The following is a 21,144-nucleotide window of genomic DNA, read 5'->3' on the forward strand; positions in this document are numbered from 1 at the left end:
GTCAGACCGAGGCGCTTTACGCAGACCCCGGGTCACGCGGCGTGAAGCGCCCGTGGTGGAGCGCCTCGGTCAGGGGACGGCGGCTGCGCCAGCCGTGGCGCTCCAGGTCGGGCACGGTCTCCAGCTTGCTGACGGGCCCGACGCAGAGCCACGCGACCGGCCGGATGCCGGCCGGGACGCCGAGCAGCTCGCCGAGGAACGGCTCGCGGTAGAAGCTGACCCAGCCGACGCCGAGGCCTTCGGCGGTGGCGGCCAGCCAGAGGTTCTGGATCGCCAGGCAGACCGAGTAGAGGCCGGCGTCGGCGATGGCGTGCCGGCCGAGGACGTCGGGCGCGCCGCGGGCCGGGTCGTAGGTGACGACGATGCCGAGGCTCGACTCGAGGATGCCTTCGATCTTGATGTTCGCGAAGGTGCTCGCGCGGTCTTCGGTGAGCTGCTCCGCGAAGACCTCACGTTCCTCGTGGACGTGCTTCGCGAACGTCTCGCGCGTCGCGTGGTCGTCGACCAGCACGAAGTCCCAGGGCTGGGTGAGCCCGACACTGGGTGCGGCGTGCGCGGCCTCGAGGATCCGCAGCAGGGTGGCGCCGGGGATCGGCTCGCCGGTGAACTCGCCGCGGACGTCCCGGCGTTTGCGCAGGACTTCGTAGAACTCTTCGATCATCGGTTCAGGACCCATTCGACGGCTTCGGCCACGGTTCCGGCGGTTTCGGTTTCCGGTCTCGGTGGTCGCCGGACCAGCAGGACGGGTTTGCGGAGTTCGCGCGCCGCGGTCAGCTTCGCGCTGGTCTGAGCACCGCCGGAGTCCTTGGTGACCAGGACGTCGACCCGGTCGAGCAGCTCGCGCTCGGCGGCCACCTCGTACGGCCCGCGGGCGAGGATCAGCTCGTGGTGGCGCGGCAGCGGCGGCTCGGGCGGGTCGACGCAGCGGATCAGGAACCACAGGTCGTCCAGGTGCGCGAAGGCGGGCAGGCCTTGGCGGCCACTCGTCAGGAAGACGCGTTCGCCCAGTTCGGGGAGCATTTTCGCGGCGTCTTCGAGGTCGTCGGCCCAGTGCCAGATGTCGTCTTCGCCGGGTTCCCAGCCGGGCCGGGCCAGCCTCAGCAGGGGAGTACCCGTGTGTGCTGCCGCTTTCGCCGCGTTCGCGCCGATGCGCTCGGCGAAGGGGTGCGTCGCGTCCACGACGGCCTTCACGTCGTTCTCGCGCAGCCAGGCCGCGAGACCTTCCGGGCCACCGAAGCCGCCTACGCGCACTTCGCCGACCGGCAGCCTTGGCCGTGCTACGCGTCCTGCCAGCGAAGACACCACGCGGATGTCGCTTCTCACGAGTGCTTCGGCGAGGCTTCGTGCTTCGCCCGTGCCGCCCAGGACGAGGATCACGGCTTTCCGTATCCGACGGCCTCGCGCCACCGGTCCAGGGTGCGCAGGTTGGCGAGCGTCTCGGCCCAGGTCAGCTCGGGTGCCTGCCGGTCGTCGATGTGCGCGGCGACGTGGTCGGCTTCGCGCGCGAAGACGCCCTGGGTCGCTTCGACCTCGATGACCTCCGGCTCGCCGCCGGCCGGGGTCAGGATGATCTGCGAGACGCCGGGCTTGCGCAGCGGGTGGATCCACGCCGGCCGCGGGATGTGGAGCTGCCCGCTCGTCCCGAACACGCGGATGCCGTCTTCGCGGGTCAGCCGGATGCCGCAGGAGATCGTCGCGAGGATGTCGCCGGGCAGCCGCAGCAGGCCGGTCGCGTATTCGTCGACGCCCCGCGGGGAGAGCTTCGCCATCCCGCTGACCTCGGTCGGCTCGACGACGTCCTGCCCGGTCGCGGCCTGGGCGACCAGCCGGGCCAGCGACGTGCAGTAGCAGCCGACGTCGAGGATCCCGCCGCCGCCGAGCGCCGGGTCGGACAAGCGCTCGGTCTCCTCCGGGTTGCTGTCGAAGGAGAACGTCGTGTCGACCGCGCGGACCTCGCCGATCGCGCCGCCGGCGATCAGCTCGACCAGCCGCCGGGTCTGCGGGTGCAGGCGGTACATGAACGCCTCCATGAGGAAGACGTCGTTCCGGCGCGCCGCGTCGATCACCTCCTCGGCGTCGGCCGCGGTGAGCGTCAGAGGCTTCTCGCAGAGGACGTGCTTGCCCGCTTCGGCCGCGGCGATGGCCCATTCCTTGTGCAGCGCGTGCGGCGTCGAGACGTACACGGCGTCGACGTCCGGGTCGGCGAGGAGGTCTTCGTAGCTGCCGTAGGCCTTGGGGATCTCGAAGCGGGTGGCGAAGTCGCGGGCGCGGTCGCCGTTCCGCGCCGCGACCGCGGTGAGCGTGCCGTGCTTGCTCTCGTCGACGCCCGCGGCGAAGTGCCCGGCGATGGTCCCGGCGGCCAGCAGGCCCCAACGCAATTCCGTCACAACGACTCCGGTTGGTTCGCCCGGTCGCGGGCACTGGAATAGAGGAAGCTGTCCGGGAAGCCCGCGGCGGCGAGCACCCGGCCGACGAAGATGGTGGCGGCCCGCGTCATCCCGGCCTCGCGGACGAGGTCCGGCAGTTCGCCGAGCACACCCCGCACGACGGTCTCGCCGGGCTGGGTCGCCAGCGCGACGACGGCGATGGGGCAGTCGGCACCGTAGTGGGGAACGAGTTCCCCGGTCACGCGCTCGACGTGGTTGATCGCGAGGTGCAGCGCGAGCGTCGCCTCGGTGGCGGCGAAAGCGGCGAGGGTTTCCTTCGGCGGCATCTTCGTGGAGCGCGCCTGGACGCGGGTGATCACCAGGCTCTGCCCGATTTCGGGCACAGTGAGCTCACGCTTCAGGACGGCGGCCGAAGCGGCGAAGGCGGGTACGCCGGGTACGACGTCGTACGGGACGTTCTTCGCGTCGAGCCGCCGGGCCTGCTCGGCGACGGCGCTGTAGAGCGACGGGTCGCCGGAACAGAGCCGGACCACTTCGTGCCCGTTTTCGTGCGCTTCGACGAGCTTCCCGACGATCTCTTCGAGGCTGAGGTTCGCGGTGTCGATCAGCGTGGCCTCGGGCGGGCAGTACGCGAGCAGGTCGGGCGGGGTCATGCTGCCCGGGTAAAGGCAGACATCGCAGCGGGCGAGCAAGTCCCGGCCGCGGACGGTGATGAGGTCCGCGGCCCCCGGCCCGGCCCCGACGAAGTGCACGGTCATCGACGGCCACCACCGGTCGCGGCCGAGCGGTCTGCCGCGGCTGGTCGTGAGTGAGAAACAGGGTTAGAACACTGTTTCTCACTCACGACCCCTCCGGCGGTCATCGGCTGCTCCACTGCGTCACGGTCCGAGCCGGCGTCCACCCGGTGAACCCCCCGAGCGGCGCCGCGCGTTCGACGGCGATCCGCAGCAGCTCACCACCCCGCTCGGCGTACAGGTCACCGAGGATCCGCTCGGCCTCCAGCGTCACCCCGTGCGCCACCAGCCGCGCGCCCGTGGACAGGCACGTGTCCAGCAGGCCCGGAGTCGTCAGGCCGCCGCCGATGAAGATCGCGTCCGGTGCCGGGAGCGCGCTCAACGACGCCGGGGCCGGGCCCGTCACCACCTCCAGCTCCGGCACCCCCAGGTCCAGTGCGTTCCGGCCGATCCGCTCGGCGCGGTCCGGGTCCTGCTCGATCGCGATGGCGCGGTTCAGCTCGTGCAGCCGCGACCACTCGATCCCGACGCTGCCCGCGCCCGCACCGACGTCCCACAGCAGCTCGCCGGGGCTCGGCGCGAGCCGCGCCAGCGCCGACACCCGCAGGTCGCGCTTCGTCAGCTGGCCGTCGTGGGAGTAGACGTCGTCCGGGATGCCGATCAGGGGCAATGCCAGCCCCTCGCACGTCAGCGCGAACACCGTCAACGGCCCGGGTTCGCCCTCCCAGCCGTCGGAGATGCGCTCGTCCGGCCCGCCGAGGTTTTCCAGCGCGAACAGCTCGGTCTCGCCGTACCCGCGCACCGTCAGCAGGGAGCGCAACGACGCCGCGTCGGCCCCCAGGACGAGCACCCGCCGCCCCGGCGCCAGCACCCGGGCGACGCGGGCCGACGACCGGCCGACGAGCGTCACCACCTCGGTCTCCTCGGCGGACCAGCCCAGCCGGGCGCGGGCCAGTGTCACCGACGAGAGCGCGGGCAGCGCCTCGACCTCGTATCCATGGGCCACCAAGGTAGTGCCGACCCCCGACAAGAACGGATCTCCGCTGGCCAGGACGCAGATGCGTTCCCCGACGTGCTCCGCGATGACGGCGTCGAGCCCCGGCAGCAGCGGCGATGGCCACGGCTGGCTCGGGACGTCGGCGGGCAGGTAAGCCAGCTGCCGCGGCGCGCCCAGCACGACGTCGGCGCCGAGCACCAGGGCCTGGGCCTGCTCGGACAGGCCCGGCCACCCGTCGGCCCCGATCCCGACCACCGTCAGGCGTGTCCGGCGTTCCCGGGGCTCCCACCCCTCGGGAACGCCGTCGCCCTGGCGGGCGGCCGCGGGTCCAGTCGCAGGTCGGAGTGATTCTTCGCGCACGATTTCCCACCCTAAGCGAGGCCGGCGCTGTGCGATGATCGGCCGGTCGCCGAGCTGGAGGAGTGCTGTTGAAGCCGTACCCGTTCACCGCCGTCGTCGGGATGCCGGACCTGCGCCTCGCGCTCGTCCTCTCCTCGATCTCGCCCGCCGTCGGCGGGGTGCTGGTGCGCGGCGAAAAGGGCACCGCGAAGTCGACCATGGTCCGCGCGCTGGCGGGCCTGCTGCCGAGCGTGGACGTCGTGGACAGCTGCCGGTTCTCCTGCGACCCCGCGGCGCCCGACCCGGTCTGCCCGGACGGCCCGCACGACGCGGCGCGGAGCCACCGCCGGCCGGCGAAGCTGGTCGAGCTGCCGGTCGGCGCGGCCGAGGACCGCGTCGTCGGCTCGCTGAACCTCGAACGCGCGCTGGGTGAAGGCGTCACGGACTACCAGCCGGGCCTCCTGGCCGCCGCGCACCGCGGGCTGCTCTACGTCGACGAGGTCAACCTGCTCCACGACCACCTCGTCGACACCCTGCTCGACGCCGCCGCGATGGGCCGCGCGACCGTCGAGCGCGAGGGCGTCTCCGTGTCGCACGCCGCGCGGTTCGTGCTGATCGGCACCATGAACCCCGAGGAAGGCGAGCTGCGGCCGCAGCTGCTCGACCGGTTCGGGCTGACCGTCGAGGTCGCCTCCAGCCGTGACCCCGAGCAGCGCGTCGAGGTCGTCCGGCGCCGCCTCGCCTACGAAGCCGATCCGGACGGTTTCGCCGCCCGCTACGCCGATGAAGACGCCCGGCTGGCCGAAGAGATCGAGTCGGCGCAGAAGCTGTTGCCGGCCGTGAAACTCCCCGACGACGCCCTGCGCCAGATCGCCGAGATCTGCGCGTCCTTCGAGGTCGACGGCATGCGCGCGGACATCGTCACGGCGCGCGCCGCGGTCGCGCACGCGGCCTGGGCCGGTCGTGACGAGGTGACCACCGACGACGTCCGCGTCGCCGCGCGGCTCGCGCTGCCGCACCGGCGCCGCCGGAACCCGTTCGACGCGCCCGGAATCTCGGAAGAGCAGCTGGAGCAGGCGTTGCAGGACGCCCAGCCCCCGGAGCCGGGCCCCGAGGACGACGGCCCCGGCTCGGGCTCGACGCCGGACGAAGCGCCATCCGAAGTGCCGCAAGGGGACGCGCCACAAGGCGAGCCTCAACAGAAGCAGAACGGCGGGCAGCAGAAGACCGTCGGCGCGGGCGAGACTTTCAAGGCCCGCGTGTTCCGCGTCAAAGGCACGGGCGAAGGCGAGCGAGGACGCCGTTCGCGCGCGATCACCGACAGCGGCCGCACCATCGGCGTCCAGCCCCCGAGCGTCCGGGACGGCCGGCCGCACCTGGTCGCGACCGTGAAAGCCGCGGCGCCGCACCAGAAGGCCCGCGGCCGCGACGGCGCCGGGCTGAAGCTGCGCCGTCAGGACCTCCGCTTCGCGCTGCGCGAAGGACGCGAAGGAAACCTGGTCCTGTTCTGCGTCGACGCGTCCGGCTCGATGGGCGCGAAAGCGCGGATGCGCGAGGTCAAGTCCGCGGTGCTGTCCCTGCTGCTCGACGCCTACCAGCGCCGCGACAAGGTCGGGCTCGTCACGTTCCGCGGCAACGCCGCCGAGCTGGCGCTGCCGCCGACGATCAGCGTCGACGCGGCCGCGTCCCGCCTCGAAGGCCTGCCGACCGGCGGCCGGACCCCCCTGGCCGAAGGCCTGCTGGAGGCCGCGCGGGTGCTGCGGGTCGAGGAGATCCGCGACCCGCGGCGCCGTCCGCTGCTGGTCGTCGTCACCGACGGCCGTGCCACCAGCGGACCCGACGCCGTCGCGCGCGCCCAGGCCGCGGCCGGGCTGCTCACCGGCGTAACCACGATCGTCATGGACTGCGAGAGCGGCAAAATGCGTCTGGGCCTGGCCGCCGACCTCGCCACCCACCTCGGCGCGGAGCACGTGCCCCTGGCCGACGTCGCCGCCGAGTCACTGGCCGACGCCGTCCGCGCCCGGACCGGGAAGGCCGCCTGATGCCGCAGGGGAAACCGGACGTCGTCCCGGCCGACGGGCTGACCACGCGCCAGCGTCGCAACCGGCCGCTGCTCGCCGTGCACACCGGCGAGATGAAGGGCAAGTCGACCGCGGCGTTCGGGATGGCGTTGCGCGCGTGGAACCAGGGCTGGTCGATCGGGGTGTTCCAGTTCGTCAAGTCGGCGAAGTGGCGCGTCGGCGAGGAAGCCGCGTTCCGCGCGCTGGGCAAGCTGCACGACGACACCGGCGAGGGCGGGCCGGTCGAGTGGCACAAGATGGGCGAGGGCTGGAGCTGGGCGCGCAAGTCCGGCTCCGACGAGGACCACGCCGCGAACGCCCGGGAAGGCTGGGCGGAGATCAAGCGCCGGCTCGCCGCCGAGACGCACGACTTCTACGTCCTCGACGAGTTTTCCTACCTGCTCAAGTGGGGCTGGCTCGAAGTCGACGACGTCGTGTCCACTTTGGTCGACCGGCCCGGCCACCAGCACGTCGTCATCACCGGCCGGTACGCGCCGCCGGAGCTGGTCGAAGCCGCCGACCTCGTCGCCGAGATGACCAAGGTCAAGCACCCGATGGACGCCGGCCAGAAGGGCCAGCGGGGGATCGAGTGGTAGCGCGGGTGGTCGTCGCCGCGCCCGGTTCGGGGCACGGCAAGACCACCATCGCCGCCGGGCTGATGGCGGCGCTGCGCGAGGCCGGGCACCGCGTCTCCGGGCACAAGGTCGGCCCCGACTTCATCGACCCGAGCTACCACGCGCTCGCCACCGGGCGTCCCGCGCGCAACCTGGACCCGTTCCTGCAGGGTGAGGACCGGCTGATCCCGTTGCTGCGGCATGGTTCCGCCGGTGCCGACATCGCCGTCATCGAAGGCGTGATGGGCCTGTTCGACGGCGCTTTGGGCACCGAGGGCTACGCCTCGACCGCGCACGTCGCCCGGCTCCTCGACGCGCCGGTGGTGCTGGTGGTGGACGCGTCGGCGGCGTCGCGCAGCGTCGCGGCGACGGTCCTCGGGTTCGCCTCCTACGACACGCGGGTGCGGCTGGCCGGGGTCATCCTCAACAAGCTGGGCTCGCAGCGGCACCTCGACGAGATCGCGTCCGCGCTGGAGGCCACCGGCGTCCCGCTGCTGGGAGCGTTGTACCGCAACGAAGAGATCCACGCGCCGAGCCGGCACCTCGGGCTCGTCCCGGCGGCCGAACGCGCCGACGACGCCCAGCGCGTGCTGCCGTCGCTGGCCGCGTGGGTGCGGGACGGCGTCGACCTCGAAGCGATCGTCCGGATCGCGTCCGGGGCCTCACGGCTTTCCGCTCCGGCCTGGGAACCGCCCGTGGTGGACGGACGGCGAGTGACCGTCGCGGCTGCCGGTGGTCCCGCGTTCACCTTCCGCTACACCGAGAACATCGAGCTGCTGGCGGCGTGCGGGGTCGACGTGGTCGACGTCGATCCGTTGCGGGACAAGACGTTGCCGGACGGGTGCGCCGGGTTGTACTTCGGCGGCGGGTTCCCCGAGGTGCACGCGGCGGAGCTGTCGGCCAACACGGCGTTGCGCGCCGAGGTGGCTTCGGCGATTTCCCGGGGCATGCCGGTCAGCGCGGAATGCGCGGGGCTGCTGTACCTGTGCCAGTCCCTGGACGACGTGCCCATGGTCGGCGCCGTGCCCGCGGACGCGAAGATGACGGCCCGCGGCAAGCTCGGTTACCGGCGTGCGGTCGCCGTCGAGGACAACGTCCTGGCCACGGCCGGTCAGCGCGTCACCGGGCACGAATTCCACCGCACCGAGGTCACGCCGGCGCACGGCGCGACGGCCGCCTGGGGCTGGGATCGGCAGCTGGACGGCTTCGCGTCGCCGACGCTGCACGCGTCCTACCTGCACGTTCACTGGGCCGGGTATCCCGAGCTGGCCCAGCGGTTCGCGGAGCGGGTCCGGGCTCATGGCTCTGTCTGATTCCGCCTCCGCGGGAGGGAGTACGTCGGCGGGCTACGACCTGCACCACCACGGCGATCGCGAGGTCGGGCCGGGGCTGGTCGACCTCGCCGTGAACGTCCGGCTGCCGCGGCCGCCCGCGTGGCTGCGGCAGGAGCTGGTGTCCGCGGTGGACTCGCTGGCGGCCTATCCGTCCACTGTGGACGCTGTCGACGCGGTGGCTCTCCGGCACGGTCGTCCCGCTTCGGAGGTCCTGGTCACCGCGGGTGCCGCGGAGGCGTTCACGCTGCTGGCTTCGGCTCTCCGGCCGCGGCACGCGGTGGTCGTGCACCCGCAGTTCACCGAGCCGGAAGCGGCTCTTCGCGCCGCTGGCCACGCCGTCTCACGCGTGATCTTGTCCGAAGCGGACGGCTTCGTGCTCGACCCCGCGCTGGTCCCGTCCGACGCGGACCTGGTGTTCGTCGGCAACCCGACGAACCCGACGTCGGTCCTGCACCCGGCGGCGGCACTGCTCGCGCTGGCGCGTCCCGGGCGGTTGCTCGTGGTCGACGAGGCGTTCCTGGACGCGGTGCCCGGCGAAAGCGAAAGCCTCGCTCTGGGTGTCCCGGGCGTCGTCGTGCTACGCAGCCTGACGAAGACGTGGGGCCTGGCCGGGCTGCGGGCGGGGTACTTACTCGCGCCGTCGGACGTCGTCGAACGGCTGCGAGCGGTGCAGGTGCCGTGGTCGGTGTCCACTTTGGCCGGAGTGGCGACGGTGGCGTGCTGCCGTCCGGCCGCCTTGGAGGAAGCGGAAAAGCTGGCGATCGCGGCGGAAGCCGACCGCGAGTACCTGGTGTCGGGCCTGGCGTCCACCGGAGTCCCGGTCCTGGGCGACCCGCGCGGCCCGTTCGTGCTGGTGCGGGTTCCGGACGGCGCTTCGGTGCGGGCCCGGCTGCGGGAAGCGGGCTTCGCGGTGCGTCGCGGCGACACGTTCCCGGGTCTCGGACCCGATCACCTGCGCCTGGCGGTCCGCGACCGCGCGACGACGGATGCGTTCTTGAGCGCGCTCGGAAAAATCTTGTAAACACCGACAGGGGGCTGTCGCCACCACCGCCGAGAGTGGGTGTCGCCGCCGGGAAAGGCCTGGCGTGGCAGTGGAAGGAACGACATGCCCCGATTCAACGACGTCGCCTGGTTCGAGATCGGCGCCGCCGACCCGGCGGCCGCCGAACGGTTCTACGGCGAGGTCTTCGGCTGGAGCGTCGCGCAGGACGACTCGGCCAGTACCGATGCCGCCTACCGGGTGATCGACACCGGCGGTTCGCGCGGCGGGCTCTTCGCGACCAAGGGTGAAATGCCCGACTACGCGGTGTTCACCGTGCTCGTCGAGGACGTCGAAGCCGCGTGCCGCCGGGTCGAGGCGGCCGGCGGGAAGGTGCAGCGGCCGCCGACGGTCAACCCGGTCGGCGTGACGTTCGCGCACGTGCTGGACCCGGCGGGCAACCACTTCTCGGTGTTCACTCCGCCAAGCTGAGCTGCTCGACCACGCCGTACGGGATGTCGAGGTCCTCGCGCCGCAGCGGGCGGGGCGGGGGTACCTCGGCGGTGACCGAGACCGAGGTGATCCGGTCGGCGCGGAAGGCGCGGATCTCTTCGCGCAGCCGGCACCAGGCCACCAGGTACCAGTGCTCGGGCTTGCCGACGAACCCCAGCGGCTCGATGTCCCGCCGCGTCTCGGCGCCTCCGCGGTCGCCGTAGCCGATGCGCAGGACGCGGCGGGTGACGAGCGCGTCGGACAGCACGCGGGGGATCGGCGGGAGGTCGCGCGGGTCTTCGAGGAAGTGGACCCGGCCGGCCAGGGCTTCGGCCGCGGCGGCGTCGTCCTCCTGCATCGCGGCGACGAGCTTGCGCAGCGCCGAGCTCGCTTCGGTGCGGAACGGCGTGCCCGCCAGCCGCTTGAGCGCCATGGCCATCGCGACAGCCTCGCCGGGGGTCAGGTTGACCGGCGGCAGGGTGCGCGCCTTGTCGAGGCAGTACCCGCCGGTGCGGCCGGGTTCGGCGTAGATCGGCGTGCCCGACTGCTGCAGCGCGCTGATGTCGCGCTCGACGGTGCGGGTGCTGACTTCGAACCGGCTCGCGAGCCAGCGCGCACTGCGCGGCCGCGGCGCGACGGCGCGAAGTTCTTCGACGAGGGCGTAGAGACGGTCGGTCCGGTTCACGGTCCGCACTTTAGGCGTGGGGTACGACGTTTTCAGGCGAGCGCGAGCAGCGAGGCGGCGACGGCGACCTCGACCCCGGCACCGAGGACGTCGCCCGTGACGCCACCGAGCCGCTTGGTGCACCTGGCCAGCAGAACCGCGGTCACGGCGTAGGCGAGCACCACGGCCAACGGGCCCCGCCACCAGGCCATCCCCGGAAGCAGGGCGCTCGCGCCGGCGGCGGCCACGCCGATCACGATCGCGGCCGTTCTCGGCACCGAGCCGGCGACGGTAGCACCCAGTCCTTCGGGCCGCGCGGACGGCACCCCGCGCGCGCAGGACATCGAGAGCGTGCAGCGTCCGACGAGCACGCTCACGACGACGGCTTCGAGCGGCCGGTCCGCCCCGGCGAGCGCACCGACCTGGACGAGCAGGACGAAGACGAGCGTGGCGACACCGGTGGGCCCGGAGTCCCCGCGCCGCATGACGTCGAGAGCCTTGGCACGGTCGTAGGAGGCACCGAGGCCGTCGGCGGTGTCGGCGAGCCCGTCGAGGTGCAGCCCCCGGCTCCCAAGAGCGACGGCCCCAAGGGCAAGCGCGGCAACGGCGATCTTCGGGAGGCCGAGGGCGTTCCCGCAGGCGACGACGAGTCCCGCGGCCGCGGCGAGCGGAAGGGCGGCGAGGGGAGCGAGCACCATGGCGCCCCCGGCGACCCGCCGATCGATGACGCGGGGCGCCGGGACGGAGACGGTGGTCAGCGTCCCGACGGCCATCCGCGCGGAGTCGGCCCAGCGGCTCATGCCGGGTAGTCCACAGGCAACCCGGTGCGAGCGGAGTTGTCCACTGATCGCCGAGCGGCGAGTTTTGCCTGGTAGGAGCCGGTAGACTGGACCGGGGACGCCCCCCAGGGAGTGGCGGGAGCTGCGCCCGCACCAGGCTCATGTGCGCGGGCCGGAGTCAAGGCCAACAGCGGCGAGGGGAATGCACCCAGCGCCACGTCGGGACGCCCTGCCCCGCGCATCGACGACCGACCGGCTTCGCCGGGCCCCTGCCGGGAAGCAGCGGGGCCCGCCCTCATGCCAGGTCCGCCAGCAGGCCCATGTCGGCGATGATCGCCCGCGCCGCCCGCAGCGTCGGGACCGCCTGCACCGCCCCGCTCCCTTCGCCCAGCCGCAGCCCGAAGTCCAAGATCGGCTCCAACCCCAGCGCCTTCAGCGCGAACGCTTGCGAAGGCTCCGTCGACCGATGCCCGGCCAGCCACCACTGCTCGACCCCCGGCGCGATGTCCCGCGCGACCAGCGCCGCCGCGCCCGAGAACACGCCGTCCAGCAGCACCGGGATCCGCCGTAGCGCCGCCTCGACCAGGAACCCCGCCGTCGCCGCCACGCACGCGCTGCCCAGTGCCGTCAGCCGCTCGAACGGGTCCTCCACCCGGCCCTCGGTCCGCGCCAAGGCCGCCGCGACCGCCGCCGTCTTGCGCTCCAGACCGGACTCGTCCACGCCCGTCCCCGTGCCGACCACTTCGGCCGCCGGCAGGCCCAGCGAGGCCGCCACCAGCGCCGCGCACATCGCCGTGTTGCCGATCCCCATGTCGCCTGGGATCAGCACGTCCGCGTCCGCTTCCTCGCGGGCGATCGCGCGGCCCGCCTCGAACGCCGCCCGCGCCTCACCCGGCTCCAAGGCGTCCTCGACGTCGATCGAGCCCGAGCCACGGCGGATCTTGTGCGCCGTGACGGACTCCGGCACGTCCGCGCCGTCCCAGTCGACGCCCAGGTCGGCCACCCGGACCCGCGCGCCGACCTGCGCCGCCAGGACGTTCACGCCGCTCTTGCCGGCCAGGAACACCCGCACCATCGCCGCGGTCACCTCGCGCGGGTACGCCGAGAGCGCCGACACGCCGTGGTCGCCCGCGAAGACGACCACCCGGACGTCGTCCAGCGGGCGCGGCGGCACGCTCCCGTGCGCCGCCGCCAGCCAGGCGGCGATCTCTTCGAGCCTGCCGAGCGCGCCGAGCGGCTTGACCAGGCCGTCGAGCCGCTCCTGCGCGGCGGCGCGGGCGGCGGGGTCGGGCACGGGAACGTCGAACACGGGCGCCTCCTGGCTACAGGTCGAGTGCCCGGCCCGCGACGACCAGCACGACCCGGTCGGCGTCGGCGGACACCCGGTTGTTCAGTGCGCCCAGCACATCACGGAACAGCCGTCCGGACGACGTTGCGGGCACCACACCGCTGCCGACCTCGTTGCTGACCGCGACCACCGGCACCCGCGCGGCGGCCCAGGCGGCGAGGAAGTCCTCGAGCCGGTCGTCCAGCCGGTGCTCCCAGCCCGGCTTCTGCCGCCACGCGCCGACGTCGTCCAGCACGCGGGACAGCCAGGTGCCGAGGCAGTCGATCAGCAGCGGCTCGGTCGCCTTGCGGAGGGTGCCCGCCAGGTCGGTGGTCTCGACGGTCTTCCAGTGCGCCGGCCGCCGCGCCTGGTGCGCGGCCACCCGCGCGGCCCATTCGGGGTCGTCGTCACTGGCAGGAAGGCCGGGCGCGACGTAGACGAGGTGCGAATGGTGGGCGACGAGCCGCTCGGCGTGCCGCGACTTCCCCGAGCGGACGCCACCGAGGACCAGCACCTTGCCTTCGTCGCGTCCGTACCGGCGAAGGGCGCGTGCCAGGGTTTCGAAATACCCGGCGAGCCGGTGGGTCAGCCCCGCCGACGTTTTCTTCCCCGCGGAGGCGGCGTTGGGCACAGTCATACCCGGCATTGTGGTGCACGCGCTACCGTGCGCCACGTGCCACTCCGTCTAGGGACAACCGCTGCCGGACTCGTTACCGGATATGTCGTCGACACCCTGTTCGGCGACCCCCGACGGGGGCACCCGGTGGCGATCTTCGGTTCGGCCGCCGCGCGCTTCGAACGCGCCGTGTGGGCGGACTCGAAGCCGCGCGGAGTGGCGTACGCGGGGTTGTGCGCCTTCGGAGCCGTCGGACTCGGCGCCGCGCTCCAGACGGCGACGCGGCGAAGCCCCTTCGCACGCTTCACGCTCACCGCCGCGTGTACGTGGGTGGTGCTCGGCGGACGCGGCCTCGCCGCCGAAGGCGCCGAAATGGCCCGCCTGCTCGAAGCAGGTGAAGTGCCTTCGGCGCGTACGCGGCTGTCGCACCTCTGCGCACGCGACGCGACGACGCTCGACTCAGCCGAACTGACCCGCGCGGCGACCGAGTCGATCGCCGAGAACACCTCGGACGCGGTGGTCGCGCCGTTGTTCTGGGGCGCGGTCGCCGGGATGCCGGGGCTGCTGGGCTACCGCGCGCTGAACACGCTCGACGCGATGGTCGGCTACCGATCGCCGAGATATCGGAACTTCGGCTGGGCCGCCGCGCGCGCGGACGACGCGGTCAACCTGCTGCCGTCGAGGATCGGAGCAGCGCTCACGGCGTTGTGCGCGCCGCTGGCGGGAGGCCATCCGCGAGGGGCGTGGCGAGTCTGGCGCCGCGACGGCGGGCAGCACCCGAGCCCGAACGCGGGCCAGGTCGAGGCGGCGTTCGCGGGGGCGCTGGACATCCGGCTCGGCGGAACGAACAGCTACGGCGGCGAGGTGGAGAGCCGGTCGAGACTCGGTGACGGACGCGACCCGGAGCCGGTCGACCTGCGAAGGGCGGTGCGCTTGTCGCGCCTGGTGGGCCTGGCCGCGGCCGTAATCGCCGCGACCGCAGCCCCCGCCACTCCCTGGGGGGCGTCCCCTGTCCAGTCTATCGGTGCCACCCCCGTTGGAAGGGCCGTTCGGCGATCTGTGGACAACTCCGCCCGCTCGCGCCCGGCTGTGGACAACCTCCGGTGAGCGGCCTCCTCGTCGCCGGGACGACTTCCGATGCCGGCAAGAGTCTCGTCACCTCCGGGATCTGCCGGTGGCTGGCTCGCCAAGGCGTCCGCGTCGCCCCCTTCAAAGCGCAGAACATGTCCAACAACTCCATGGTCTGCGCCGACGGTGCCGAAATCGGGCGCGCGCAGTGGCTGCAGGCGCGCGCCGCTCGGGTCGAGCCCGAGGCCGCCATGAATCCCGTTCTGCTCAAGCCCGGCAGCGATCGGCGCAGTCACGTCGTCGCGCTCGGGAAGCCCTTCGGGACCCTCGAAGCCGGGGAGTACGCCACCGGCCGCGCCGGGCTCGCCGAAATCGCCTTCGCGGCCTACGAAGACCTCAGCTCGCGCTACGACGTCGTCGTCTGCGAAGGCGCCGGCAGCCCCGCCGAAATCAACCTGCGCGGCGGCGACTACGTCAACCTGGGGCTCGCTCGGCGGTTCGGGCTGCCCGTCCTCGTCGTCGGCGACATCGACCGCGGGGGCGTCCTGGCCGCCATGTTCGGCACCCTCGCCCTGCTCTCCGCCGAGGACCAGGCACTCGTCGCGGGCTGGGTCGTCAACAAGTTCCGCGGCGACGTCGGCCTGCTGCGCCCCGGCCTGGACAGCCTCGAGAAGGTGACCGGACGGCCCGTGCTGGGCGTGCTCCCGTGGCTCGACCGCGTCTGGATCGACTCGGAGGACGCCCTGGCCGCCGCGGGCTGGCGCCGCGAGACCCACGGCGGCGGGCTGCACGTCGCCGTCATCCGGTTCCCGCGCGCCTCCAACGCCACCGACGTCGACGCCCTCGCCGCCGAACCCGGCGTCACCGTGACGCTCACCGCCGACCCCGACACCGTCGCGGCGGCGGACGTCGTCGTGCTGCCCGGCTCGCGCGCCACCGTGGACGACCTCGCCTGGCTGCGCGACCGCGGCCTCGACACCGCGTTGACGGCCCGCGCCACGGCGGGCCGGCCGGTGCTCGGCATCTGCGGCGGCTACCAGATGCTCGCCGAGTCCATTGTGGACGACGTCGAGTCCGGTGCCGGCGAGGTGCCGGGCCTCGGCTTGCTGCCGGCGCGGGTCACGTTCGCCGAAGAGAAGGTGCTCGCCCGTCCGGCGGGGGACTGGCGGGGCACTCACGTCGACGCGTACGAGATCCACCACGGTTCAGTGACCGTGGAGATCGCGCAGGAGTCCTTTTTGGACGGCGTGCGCCAGGGTGCGGTCTGGGGCACGATGTGGCACGGCGCCTTCGAGAACGACGCCTTCCGCCGCGCGTGGCTCACGGAAGCGGCGGCCCAGGCCGGGGCCGGCTGGACCCCGGTGCCGGACGCTCCCGGCTTCGCCGACCTGCGTGAGGAGATGCTCGAGAAGCTGGCCGACGCCGTCGACGAGCACCTGGACACGGCGGCGCTGCGCACCCTGCTGGACCTGGGCGCGCCGAAGGACCTTCCGTTCGTCCCACCCGGCGCGCCCTAGCGGGGCACGGACGCGGTGAGCTTCCCGCTGACCTGCCGCAAGGTGCAGACCGCCTCCCGGGCCCCGGCGTTCCAGGACGACTCGGTCGGGACGTGCGCGACGAACTCGATGCTGGGCGGCGGGGTGCCCTCGGTGAAGAACGCGGCCGCCGCGATCCGGCACAAGGCCTGCGCCGGCTCCTGCAGCTTGGTGAGCCCCGGGTAGGTCTCATACCCGTTGCCGGCGTCGACCCGCGCGGCGATCTGCTCGTCGTGCGGCAGGTCGCAGGCGATCCGGATCACCTGCGCGGCGTCCGCGTCGGAGTCCAGGCAGTCGCCGATCGCCATGGCGTCGATCGAGTCCGGGGCGGCCGCCCGCGTGGCGTGCTGCGGCGTGAGCGCCACCCAGCCGACGCCGATCCAGAGCACGCTGAGCACCAGCCCGGCGACCGCCAGGCCGGTGCCGTCCCGGCCGTTGCGACTGAGCCGGATCAGGGCGCGGGTCCCGAATCCGAGGGCGAGCGGGACCAGTCCGAGCAGCCCCAGGACGAACGTCGCGATCGCGAACCCGTCGGTCCCGGGGGACTCGAGGGGTCCGCGGACCGTCGTCTGGTCGTGGCTGGACAGCGTCGAGCGCGTTTCGTCGAACAAGGGTCCCCCTCCGGAATCCCCCGACCCGGCGGGGAAATCCTAAGGGATCAGGCCGACCCGAAGATCACGACGCGGCGACGGCCGCGGCTTTCTTCGGCTTCAGCGCCTTCTCCGCGAAAGAGCCGAACGCCAGGCCCAGCGCCAGCCACAGCGTCACCTGGGTGCCGACCGAAGCCGTGCGGAAGCTCCACAGCGTCGAGGCCGGGAACTCCGCCGGGACCTCGTCGACCACCGGCATCAGCCAGGCCACCACGCCGATCACGACGAGGTAGCCCGCCGCGGCCAGCAGGAAGCCGTTCCACGCGCCGAAGCGGTCCGCGAGCTTGCGGCCGAACACCGTTGCGAGGATGCCCGCCAGCAGCGACACCGCGACGAACCCGAAGTACAGCTCGGTGCGCGAGCCGATCGTGCCCGGCTGACCCACCGCCGGCGGGTTGGCCGGGTACTTCAGGAACGGGACGAGGAACACCACGGCGAACGCGCCGCCGGTGAGCAGCAACGCCGTCACCCGGGGGCGGAGGTTGCCGAGGCGGCCCTGGGCGAACGCGAAGGCGAGCGAAAGCAGGCCGCCGATCGCGACGCCGTAGACCACGACGCCGGTGAGCAGCCCGACGGTGCTCTGGATGTCCCGGGGGACCAGCTCTTCCTCGTGTTCTTCGGCGGGGGCGGCGCCCGCTTCGTGGGAATGAGCGTGGCCGCCGGACTCCTCGAGCCCGATGGCGGTGGTGACGGACGGCTCACCGAAGGCGTAGGCGAACCCGAACGCGAGCACGCCGGCGATCAGGCCCGCGAGCATGCCGCGGACCAGCAAGGTCTTCATCATGGGAGGTCGTGCCGCCGATCAGTGGCAGGGGAAGGCCAGCAGGTGCCGGCCGTCGTGCACGAACTCGTGGACGTAGTTGTTCGCGAACACCGAGGTGGCGCCCTGTTCGGCGCTCACGAAGTACAGCGCGATCAGGGCGAGGAGCACCACGAACACCGCCCACGGCACGATCTCACGGATCGGGATGCGGATCGGGAGCGGGACGGCGGGAACTGCCGTGTGGGACATGAGCGTGGCCTCCTCGGGCTTTCGCGGCCTCATCGGGGACTGCACGAAGGGATCCGGGTCTGGCTTCCCCCTGGCGGGGGTCACAGTGGCGCGACCGCGCGGACTTGCACCGCGTTCCGGAATCTCCTCGTCTGGCCGGTTGAGCGTAGGTCCGCCGTTTGGGCCGCGTCAATGTGACAATGCCGCGGTGACTCGAATGGTGGCGGCCCTCGATGTGGGCGGGACGACGATCAAGGCGGCACTGCTGGACGAGCAGCTCCAGCCCAGGGCGACGCTGCGCGCGGAGACGGCGCGCAGCGCGGACGGCACGGCGCTGGCCGCGCAGGTGGTGGACATCGTCGCCGCGCTGGCGGAGCAGGCCGGCACCGGAACGCCGGCGGCGGCCGGGGTGGTCGTGCCCGGGATCGTCGACGAGGAGACGCGCGTCTGCCACTTCTCGGCCAACCTCGACTGGCGCGAGGTCCACTTCGGCGAGCTGCTGGAGGAGCGGCTCGGGCTGCCGGTGGCGTTCGGGCACGACGTCACCGCGGGCGGCATCGCCGAGTTCCGGGTGGGCGCCGGGCAGGGCGCGACGAACGCGGCGTTCATCCCGGTCGGCACCGGGATCGCGGCCGCGCTGCTGCTCGACGGCCGGATCCACCGCGCGCACGGGCAGGCGGGCGAGGTCGGGCACATCGACGTGGGCCACCCCGGCAAGTGCGGCTGCGGCGCGATCGGCTGCCTGGAGGCGATTTCTTCGGCGGCGGCGATCGCCCGGAGGTACACGGAACGCACGGGCCGCGCGGCCGACGGCGCTCGCGAGGTGGTCGACCTGGCCCGCCACGGCGACGAGGTCGCGGTGGCGGTGGTCCAGGACGCGCTGGACGGCTTGGGGCACGGAATCCGGACGTTGCTGACGCTGCTGGGGCCGGAGGTGATCATCCTCGGCGGCGGCCTGTTCACGGCGGCGGACTACGTGCTGGAGCCGGTGCGGGAGTGGCTGGCTTCGCACCTGACTTTTCAGCGGATGCCGGAGTTGCGGATCGCGAAGCTGGGGGATGAGGCCGGTCGGTTGGGGGCGGGGTTGCTCGCCATGGATCGGCTCGCGGAGCTGTGACGCGGCCCCTCAGGCCAGGAGGACCTCGACCCCCGCTGCTTCGAAGGCGGTTACCTGGTCCGGGGCCGCGCCCGCGTCCGTGATCAGCTGGTCCACCGCCGTTGTGTCGCAGATGCGGGCGAACGCGTGGCCGCCCAGCTTGCCGCCGTCCGCGATCACCGTTACCTGGCGTGCTCGGGACGCCAGCAGGCGGTTGATGCTCGCTTCCCCTTCGTGGTGGGCGAACGCCCCTCGCTCCGCGTCGAACGCGTCCACGCCCAGGAACACCAGGTCGAGGGTGATCTGGTCCAGGAACAGGCTGGCCAGCGGCCCGGTCAGCTCGAACGAGTGCTGCCGGGCCACGCCGCCCGTCACCACGATCTTGATGTTCGGGCGGACCGCCAGCTCGTGGGCGATGTTGAGCGCGTTCGTCACCACCGTCAGCGCCGGCGAGCTGTCGCGCTGCTGCGCCAGCTCCGGGCGCAGCACCAGGGCGCGGGCGACCTCCGTGCTCGTCGTTCCGCCGTTGAGCCCGAGCACCATGCCGCGTTCGACCAGCCGCGCGGCGGCCGCGCTGATGCGCTGCTTCTCCGGCGCCTTGCGCGCGGCCTTGTGCCGCAACGGCAGGTCGTACGCCACGTTGCTCGCCACCGCGCCGCCCCGCGTGCGGGTCAGCAGCCGGCGGCCGGCCAGGTGGTCCAGGTCGCGCCGGATCGTGGCGGCGGAGACGTCGAGCTCCTCCGCGGACGCCTCGACGTCGATCTTTTCCCGCTGCCCCACCATGTCCAGCAGTGCGCTGAGCCGTTCGTGCCGGTCCAAGCCAGCCTCCTTCGCCGCCCTCCCCGACGACAACGGTAGTCAGAGTGCCCGCAGGAAAGCCAGCGACGGCATGAAGAAGTACTCACCACCCCGCAAGGTCACCGCCTGCGGCACCGGATCCGCCGTGCGCCGGTCCGATCCGCCCCACTCGACGGTGTAGTCCGACGCCGCGCGCTCGCCCTGCCCGATCACCGGGTCCAGCCCCGGCGTGACACCGTCGACGATCGGGAAGCCCGGGTTGTCCGCCCAGACCGCCTGCGTGAACTCGAACTGGTTGCCCAGCATCGAGTTGAACGCCATGAACAGCAGCCCCACCCCGCCGCTCGGCCGCGCCGCGGGCGGGACGTCGGCGTTCGGGTCGTCCGGCCGTTCGCCGTAGGTGACCCCTCGGCGCGCCATCAGGTGCAGGCGCTCGCCGGGCGGTTCCTCGGCGCCGCCGGACCCGCGCGGGTTCGTCTTGCGGATGTGCGCCTGGAACGGGCACTTCACCGCCGCGCGGTCGCTTTCGTAGGTGAAGTTGTTCGACACCGGGCTTTCCGCGCCGTCTTCGCGCTGGGTGGTCAACGGCGTGCCGTCCTCGAAGCGGCCGATGATCATCGCGCCCGCGCGCTCCCGGTCTTCGCCGGTGAGGCCGAGCGTGTCGGCCAGGTCCGCCTCGGCCCGCTTGAACCGCCGGACGTTCTGCTCCAGCTTGCGGAAGACGAAGTAGCTGCCGAAGTGCACGGCCGGATCGGGGGCCGCGGTGTCCGGCACCAGCACCTGGGACAGCGGCGCCGCCGGGTTCCAGACGTTGATGCCGTCGGTGTTGTTCTTCTCCGCGTCGACGTCCTCGGTGAGGAACAGCGGCTGGCTCCGGCCGTCGACGTACCCGAAGTGCTCGATGCCCTCACCGCGCGCGTTGACGCGCCCGAGGCCGGTTTCTTCCGCGAGCACGGTGACGGAATCGGGCAGCAGGCCCAGGATTTCGTTGCGCCGCGCGGTCATCGCCTTGTCCTTGGCGTCGCCGACGAGCACGACGGCGTGGATTTCCCCGTGGTAGCCCGGATCGAACGTCGACCGCGGCGGGTCGTTCAGCTTCCGCCGGGTCGCCGGCGCCGCCATCCCGCGCAGGAACGCTTCCTCCTGCGGGAAGTTCTCGACGCCGAGAGCGCGGTAGCCGGCTGCCGTGAGCCCGACGCCGACGTACGGCGTGCCCGCCGGGCCGCCGTCCTTGAACGCGCCGACCTCGTCGAGGTGGGCTTTGGCGGATTTCATCTTCCCGGTGACCGAGACCAGGAACGCCCGCGCTTCCGCGGCGTCGCCGAAAGTCAGCAGCAGTGCGGAAAGGTGGTCGCGGACGTGGGCCTTGAGGATGTTCGGCTGCAGTTCGCCGAGCATCACCCCGGCGTCCCCGGTGGCAGTGGTCCAGGACAGCGTGGTGGACAGGTCGACACTCATGGCGGGCTCCCCTCCCGTGTGGACGATCGCAGGCGCACGACCGGCCGAAGTTCCCCCCTTCGCCGGCCGTGCCCCCTGGAACCAGGTTGCCGTCGCCACGATGCGGCGTGCCACCGAAACCAGGGCATTCACACGAAAGATTAAGTTGAACGCCGAACCGTTCGCCGGCAACGAAAAACGCGGGCCCCGCACGGGGCCCGCGTTTTCCGTTCAGCGGATCAGTGGG

Annotated in this window: 22 protein-coding genes; 8 read left to right on the top strand and 14 right to left on the bottom strand. The window is 72.7% G+C overall.

The window, feature by feature from the left end; translation table 11 throughout:
* Nucleotides 1-16: 16 nt before the first annotated feature.
* From bluB to cbiE, 5 genes are all read right to left on the bottom strand, one after another.
* Complete coding sequence (gene bluB, locus AA23TX_RS06830; protein ID WP_155541720.1) at nucleotides 17-661, bottom strand: 5,6-dimethylbenzimidazole synthase; 645 nt, start codon at nucleotides 659-661, stop codon at nucleotides 17-19.
* Nucleotides 658-1,377, bottom strand: a complete 720-nt coding sequence (locus AA23TX_RS06835; RefSeq protein WP_155541721.1) for a cobalt-precorrin-6A reductase — start codon at nucleotides 1,375-1,377, stop codon at nucleotides 658-660. The genes bluB and AA23TX_RS06835 overlap by 4 nt, the downstream gene beginning before the upstream one ends.
* Nucleotides 1,374-2,387, bottom strand: coding sequence for a Gfo/Idh/MocA family protein (locus AA23TX_RS06840; RefSeq protein WP_155541722.1), 1,014 nt, complete (start codon nucleotides 2,385-2,387; stop codon nucleotides 1,374-1,376). The genes AA23TX_RS06835 and AA23TX_RS06840 overlap by 4 nt, the downstream gene beginning before the upstream one ends.
* Complete coding sequence (cobM, locus tag AA23TX_RS06845; RefSeq protein WP_155541723.1) at nucleotides 2,384-3,145, bottom strand: precorrin-4 C(11)-methyltransferase; 762 nt, start codon at nucleotides 3,143-3,145, stop codon at nucleotides 2,384-2,386. The genes AA23TX_RS06840 and cobM overlap by 4 nt, the downstream gene beginning before the upstream one ends.
* 100 nt (nucleotides 3,146-3,245) lie before the next feature.
* Nucleotides 3,246-4,373: a precorrin-6y C5,15-methyltransferase (decarboxylating) subunit CbiE gene (cbiE, locus tag AA23TX_RS06850; protein ID WP_196425206.1), complete on the bottom strand. Its 1,128-nt coding sequence runs from the start codon at nucleotides 4,371-4,373 to the stop codon at nucleotides 3,246-3,248.
* A 173-nt stretch (nucleotides 4,374-4,546) separates the two neighbouring features.
* On the opposite strand from cbiE, the gene AA23TX_RS06855 reads away from it, so the two are divergent.
* The 5 genes from AA23TX_RS06855 (at nucleotide 4,547) to AA23TX_RS06875 (ending at nucleotide 9,936) form a co-directional block, all read left to right on the top strand.
* Complete coding sequence (locus AA23TX_RS06855) at nucleotides 4,547-6,499, top strand: putative cobaltochelatase (protein WP_155541725.1); 1,953 nt, start codon at nucleotides 4,547-4,549, stop codon at nucleotides 6,497-6,499.
* Entirely contained in the window at nucleotides 6,499-7,113 is a 615-nt protein-coding gene (cobO, locus tag AA23TX_RS06860) for a cob(I)yrinic acid a,c-diamide adenosyltransferase (RefSeq protein WP_155541726.1), read from the top strand. The genes AA23TX_RS06855 and cobO overlap by 1 nt, the downstream gene beginning before the upstream one ends.
* The gene (locus tag AA23TX_RS06865) at nucleotides 7,107-8,444 is read left to right on the top strand and encodes a cobyrinic acid a,c-diamide synthase CobB (RefSeq protein WP_155541727.1); all 1,338 of its coding nucleotides are present in this window, start codon (nucleotides 7,107-7,109) and stop codon (nucleotides 8,442-8,444) included. Before cobO ends, AA23TX_RS06865 begins: the two co-directional genes overlap by 7 nt.
* On the top strand, nucleotides 8,431-9,486 hold the full coding sequence (cobC, locus tag AA23TX_RS06870; RefSeq protein ID WP_155541728.1) for an Rv2231c family histidinol phosphate aminotransferase CobC: 1,056 nt from the start codon (nucleotides 8,431-8,433) through the stop codon (nucleotides 9,484-9,486). Before AA23TX_RS06865 ends, cobC begins: the two co-directional genes overlap by 14 nt.
* Before the next feature lie 84 nt (nucleotides 9,487-9,570).
* Nucleotides 9,571-9,936: a VOC family protein gene (locus AA23TX_RS06875; protein WP_155541729.1), complete on the top strand. Its 366-nt coding sequence runs from the start codon at nucleotides 9,571-9,573 to the stop codon at nucleotides 9,934-9,936.
* Here AA23TX_RS06875 and AA23TX_RS06880 read toward each other — a convergent pair.
* The 4 genes from AA23TX_RS06880 to AA23TX_RS06900 form a co-directional block, all read right to left on the bottom strand.
* A complete protein-coding gene (locus tag AA23TX_RS06880; protein WP_230862381.1) occupies nucleotides 9,920-10,621 on the bottom strand; it encodes a helix-turn-helix transcriptional regulator in 702 nt (233 codons plus the stop codon). The genes AA23TX_RS06875 and AA23TX_RS06880 overlap by 17 nt on opposite strands.
* Nucleotides 10,622-10,653: 32 nt before the next feature.
* Nucleotides 10,654-11,400: an adenosylcobinamide-GDP ribazoletransferase gene (locus AA23TX_RS06885; RefSeq protein WP_230862382.1), complete on the bottom strand. Its 747-nt coding sequence runs from the start codon at nucleotides 11,398-11,400 to the stop codon at nucleotides 10,654-10,656.
* Between the two features lie 274 nt (nucleotides 11,401-11,674).
* On the bottom strand, nucleotides 11,675-12,688 hold the full coding sequence (gene cobT, locus AA23TX_RS06895; protein WP_155541731.1) for a nicotinate-nucleotide--dimethylbenzimidazole phosphoribosyltransferase: 1,014 nt from the start codon (nucleotides 12,686-12,688) through the stop codon (nucleotides 11,675-11,677).
* A gap of 13 nt (nucleotides 12,689-12,701) precedes the next feature.
* Nucleotides 12,702-13,343: a bifunctional adenosylcobinamide kinase/adenosylcobinamide-phosphate guanylyltransferase gene (locus AA23TX_RS06900; RefSeq protein WP_155541732.1), complete on the bottom strand. Its 642-nt coding sequence runs from the start codon at nucleotides 13,341-13,343 to the stop codon at nucleotides 12,702-12,704.
* Nucleotides 13,344-13,379: 36 nt separating this feature from the next.
* Between AA23TX_RS06900 and AA23TX_RS06905 the strand changes: the two genes are divergently transcribed.
* Nucleotides 13,380-14,429 carry a cobalamin biosynthesis protein gene (locus tag AA23TX_RS06905; protein ID WP_155541733.1) on the top strand — a complete coding sequence of 350 codons (1,050 nt, stop codon included), beginning with the start codon at nucleotides 13,380-13,382 and terminating at the stop codon, nucleotides 14,427-14,429.
* Complete coding sequence (locus AA23TX_RS06910; RefSeq protein ID WP_155541734.1) at nucleotides 14,426-15,907, top strand: cobyric acid synthase; 1,482 nt, start codon at nucleotides 14,426-14,428, stop codon at nucleotides 15,905-15,907. The genes AA23TX_RS06905 and AA23TX_RS06910 overlap by 4 nt, the downstream gene beginning before the upstream one ends.
* Here AA23TX_RS06910 and AA23TX_RS06915 read toward each other — a convergent pair.
* The 3 genes from AA23TX_RS06915 to AA23TX_RS06925 form a co-directional block, all read right to left on the bottom strand.
* Nucleotides 15,904-16,536, bottom strand: coding sequence for a DUF4190 domain-containing protein (locus tag AA23TX_RS06915; RefSeq protein WP_155541735.1), 633 nt, complete (start codon nucleotides 16,534-16,536; stop codon nucleotides 15,904-15,906). The genes AA23TX_RS06910 and AA23TX_RS06915 overlap by 4 nt on opposite strands.
* A gap of 64 nt (nucleotides 16,537-16,600) precedes the next feature.
* The gene (locus tag AA23TX_RS06920; RefSeq protein WP_155541736.1) at nucleotides 16,601-17,359 is read right to left on the bottom strand and encodes a CbtA family protein; all 759 of its coding nucleotides are present in this window, start codon (nucleotides 17,357-17,359) and stop codon (nucleotides 16,601-16,603) included.
* An 18-nt stretch (nucleotides 17,360-17,377) separates the two neighbouring features.
* Nucleotides 17,378-17,587: a CbtB domain-containing protein gene (locus AA23TX_RS06925; RefSeq protein ID WP_155541737.1), complete on the bottom strand. Its 210-nt coding sequence runs from the start codon at nucleotides 17,585-17,587 to the stop codon at nucleotides 17,378-17,380.
* Between the two features lie 196 nt (nucleotides 17,588-17,783).
* Here AA23TX_RS06925 and AA23TX_RS06930 point away from each other — a divergent pair, with 196 nt between their 5' ends.
* Nucleotides 17,784-18,683, top strand: coding sequence for an ROK family protein (locus AA23TX_RS06930; protein ID WP_155544302.1), 900 nt, complete (start codon nucleotides 17,784-17,786; stop codon nucleotides 18,681-18,683).
* Nucleotides 18,684-18,692: 9 nt separating this feature from the next.
* On the opposite strand, the gene AA23TX_RS06935 is transcribed toward AA23TX_RS06930, so the two are convergent.
* The gene (locus tag AA23TX_RS06935; RefSeq protein WP_155541738.1) at nucleotides 18,693-19,481 is read right to left on the bottom strand and encodes a DeoR/GlpR family DNA-binding transcription regulator; all 789 of its coding nucleotides are present in this window, start codon (nucleotides 19,479-19,481) and stop codon (nucleotides 18,693-18,695) included.
* A gap of 39 nt (nucleotides 19,482-19,520) precedes the next feature.
* Nucleotides 19,521-20,918 (bottom strand): Dyp-type peroxidase, encoded by a 1,398-nt coding sequence (locus tag AA23TX_RS06940; RefSeq protein ID WP_155541739.1) that lies wholly within the window; start codon nucleotides 20,916-20,918, stop codon nucleotides 19,521-19,523.
* Between the last annotated feature and the right edge of the window lie 226 nt (nucleotides 20,919-21,144).

Origin of the sequence: Amycolatopsis camponoti (genome assembly GCF_902497555.1) — a bacterium.
GTDB lineage: Bacteria > Actinomycetota > Actinomycetes > Mycobacteriales > Pseudonocardiaceae > Amycolatopsis > Amycolatopsis camponoti.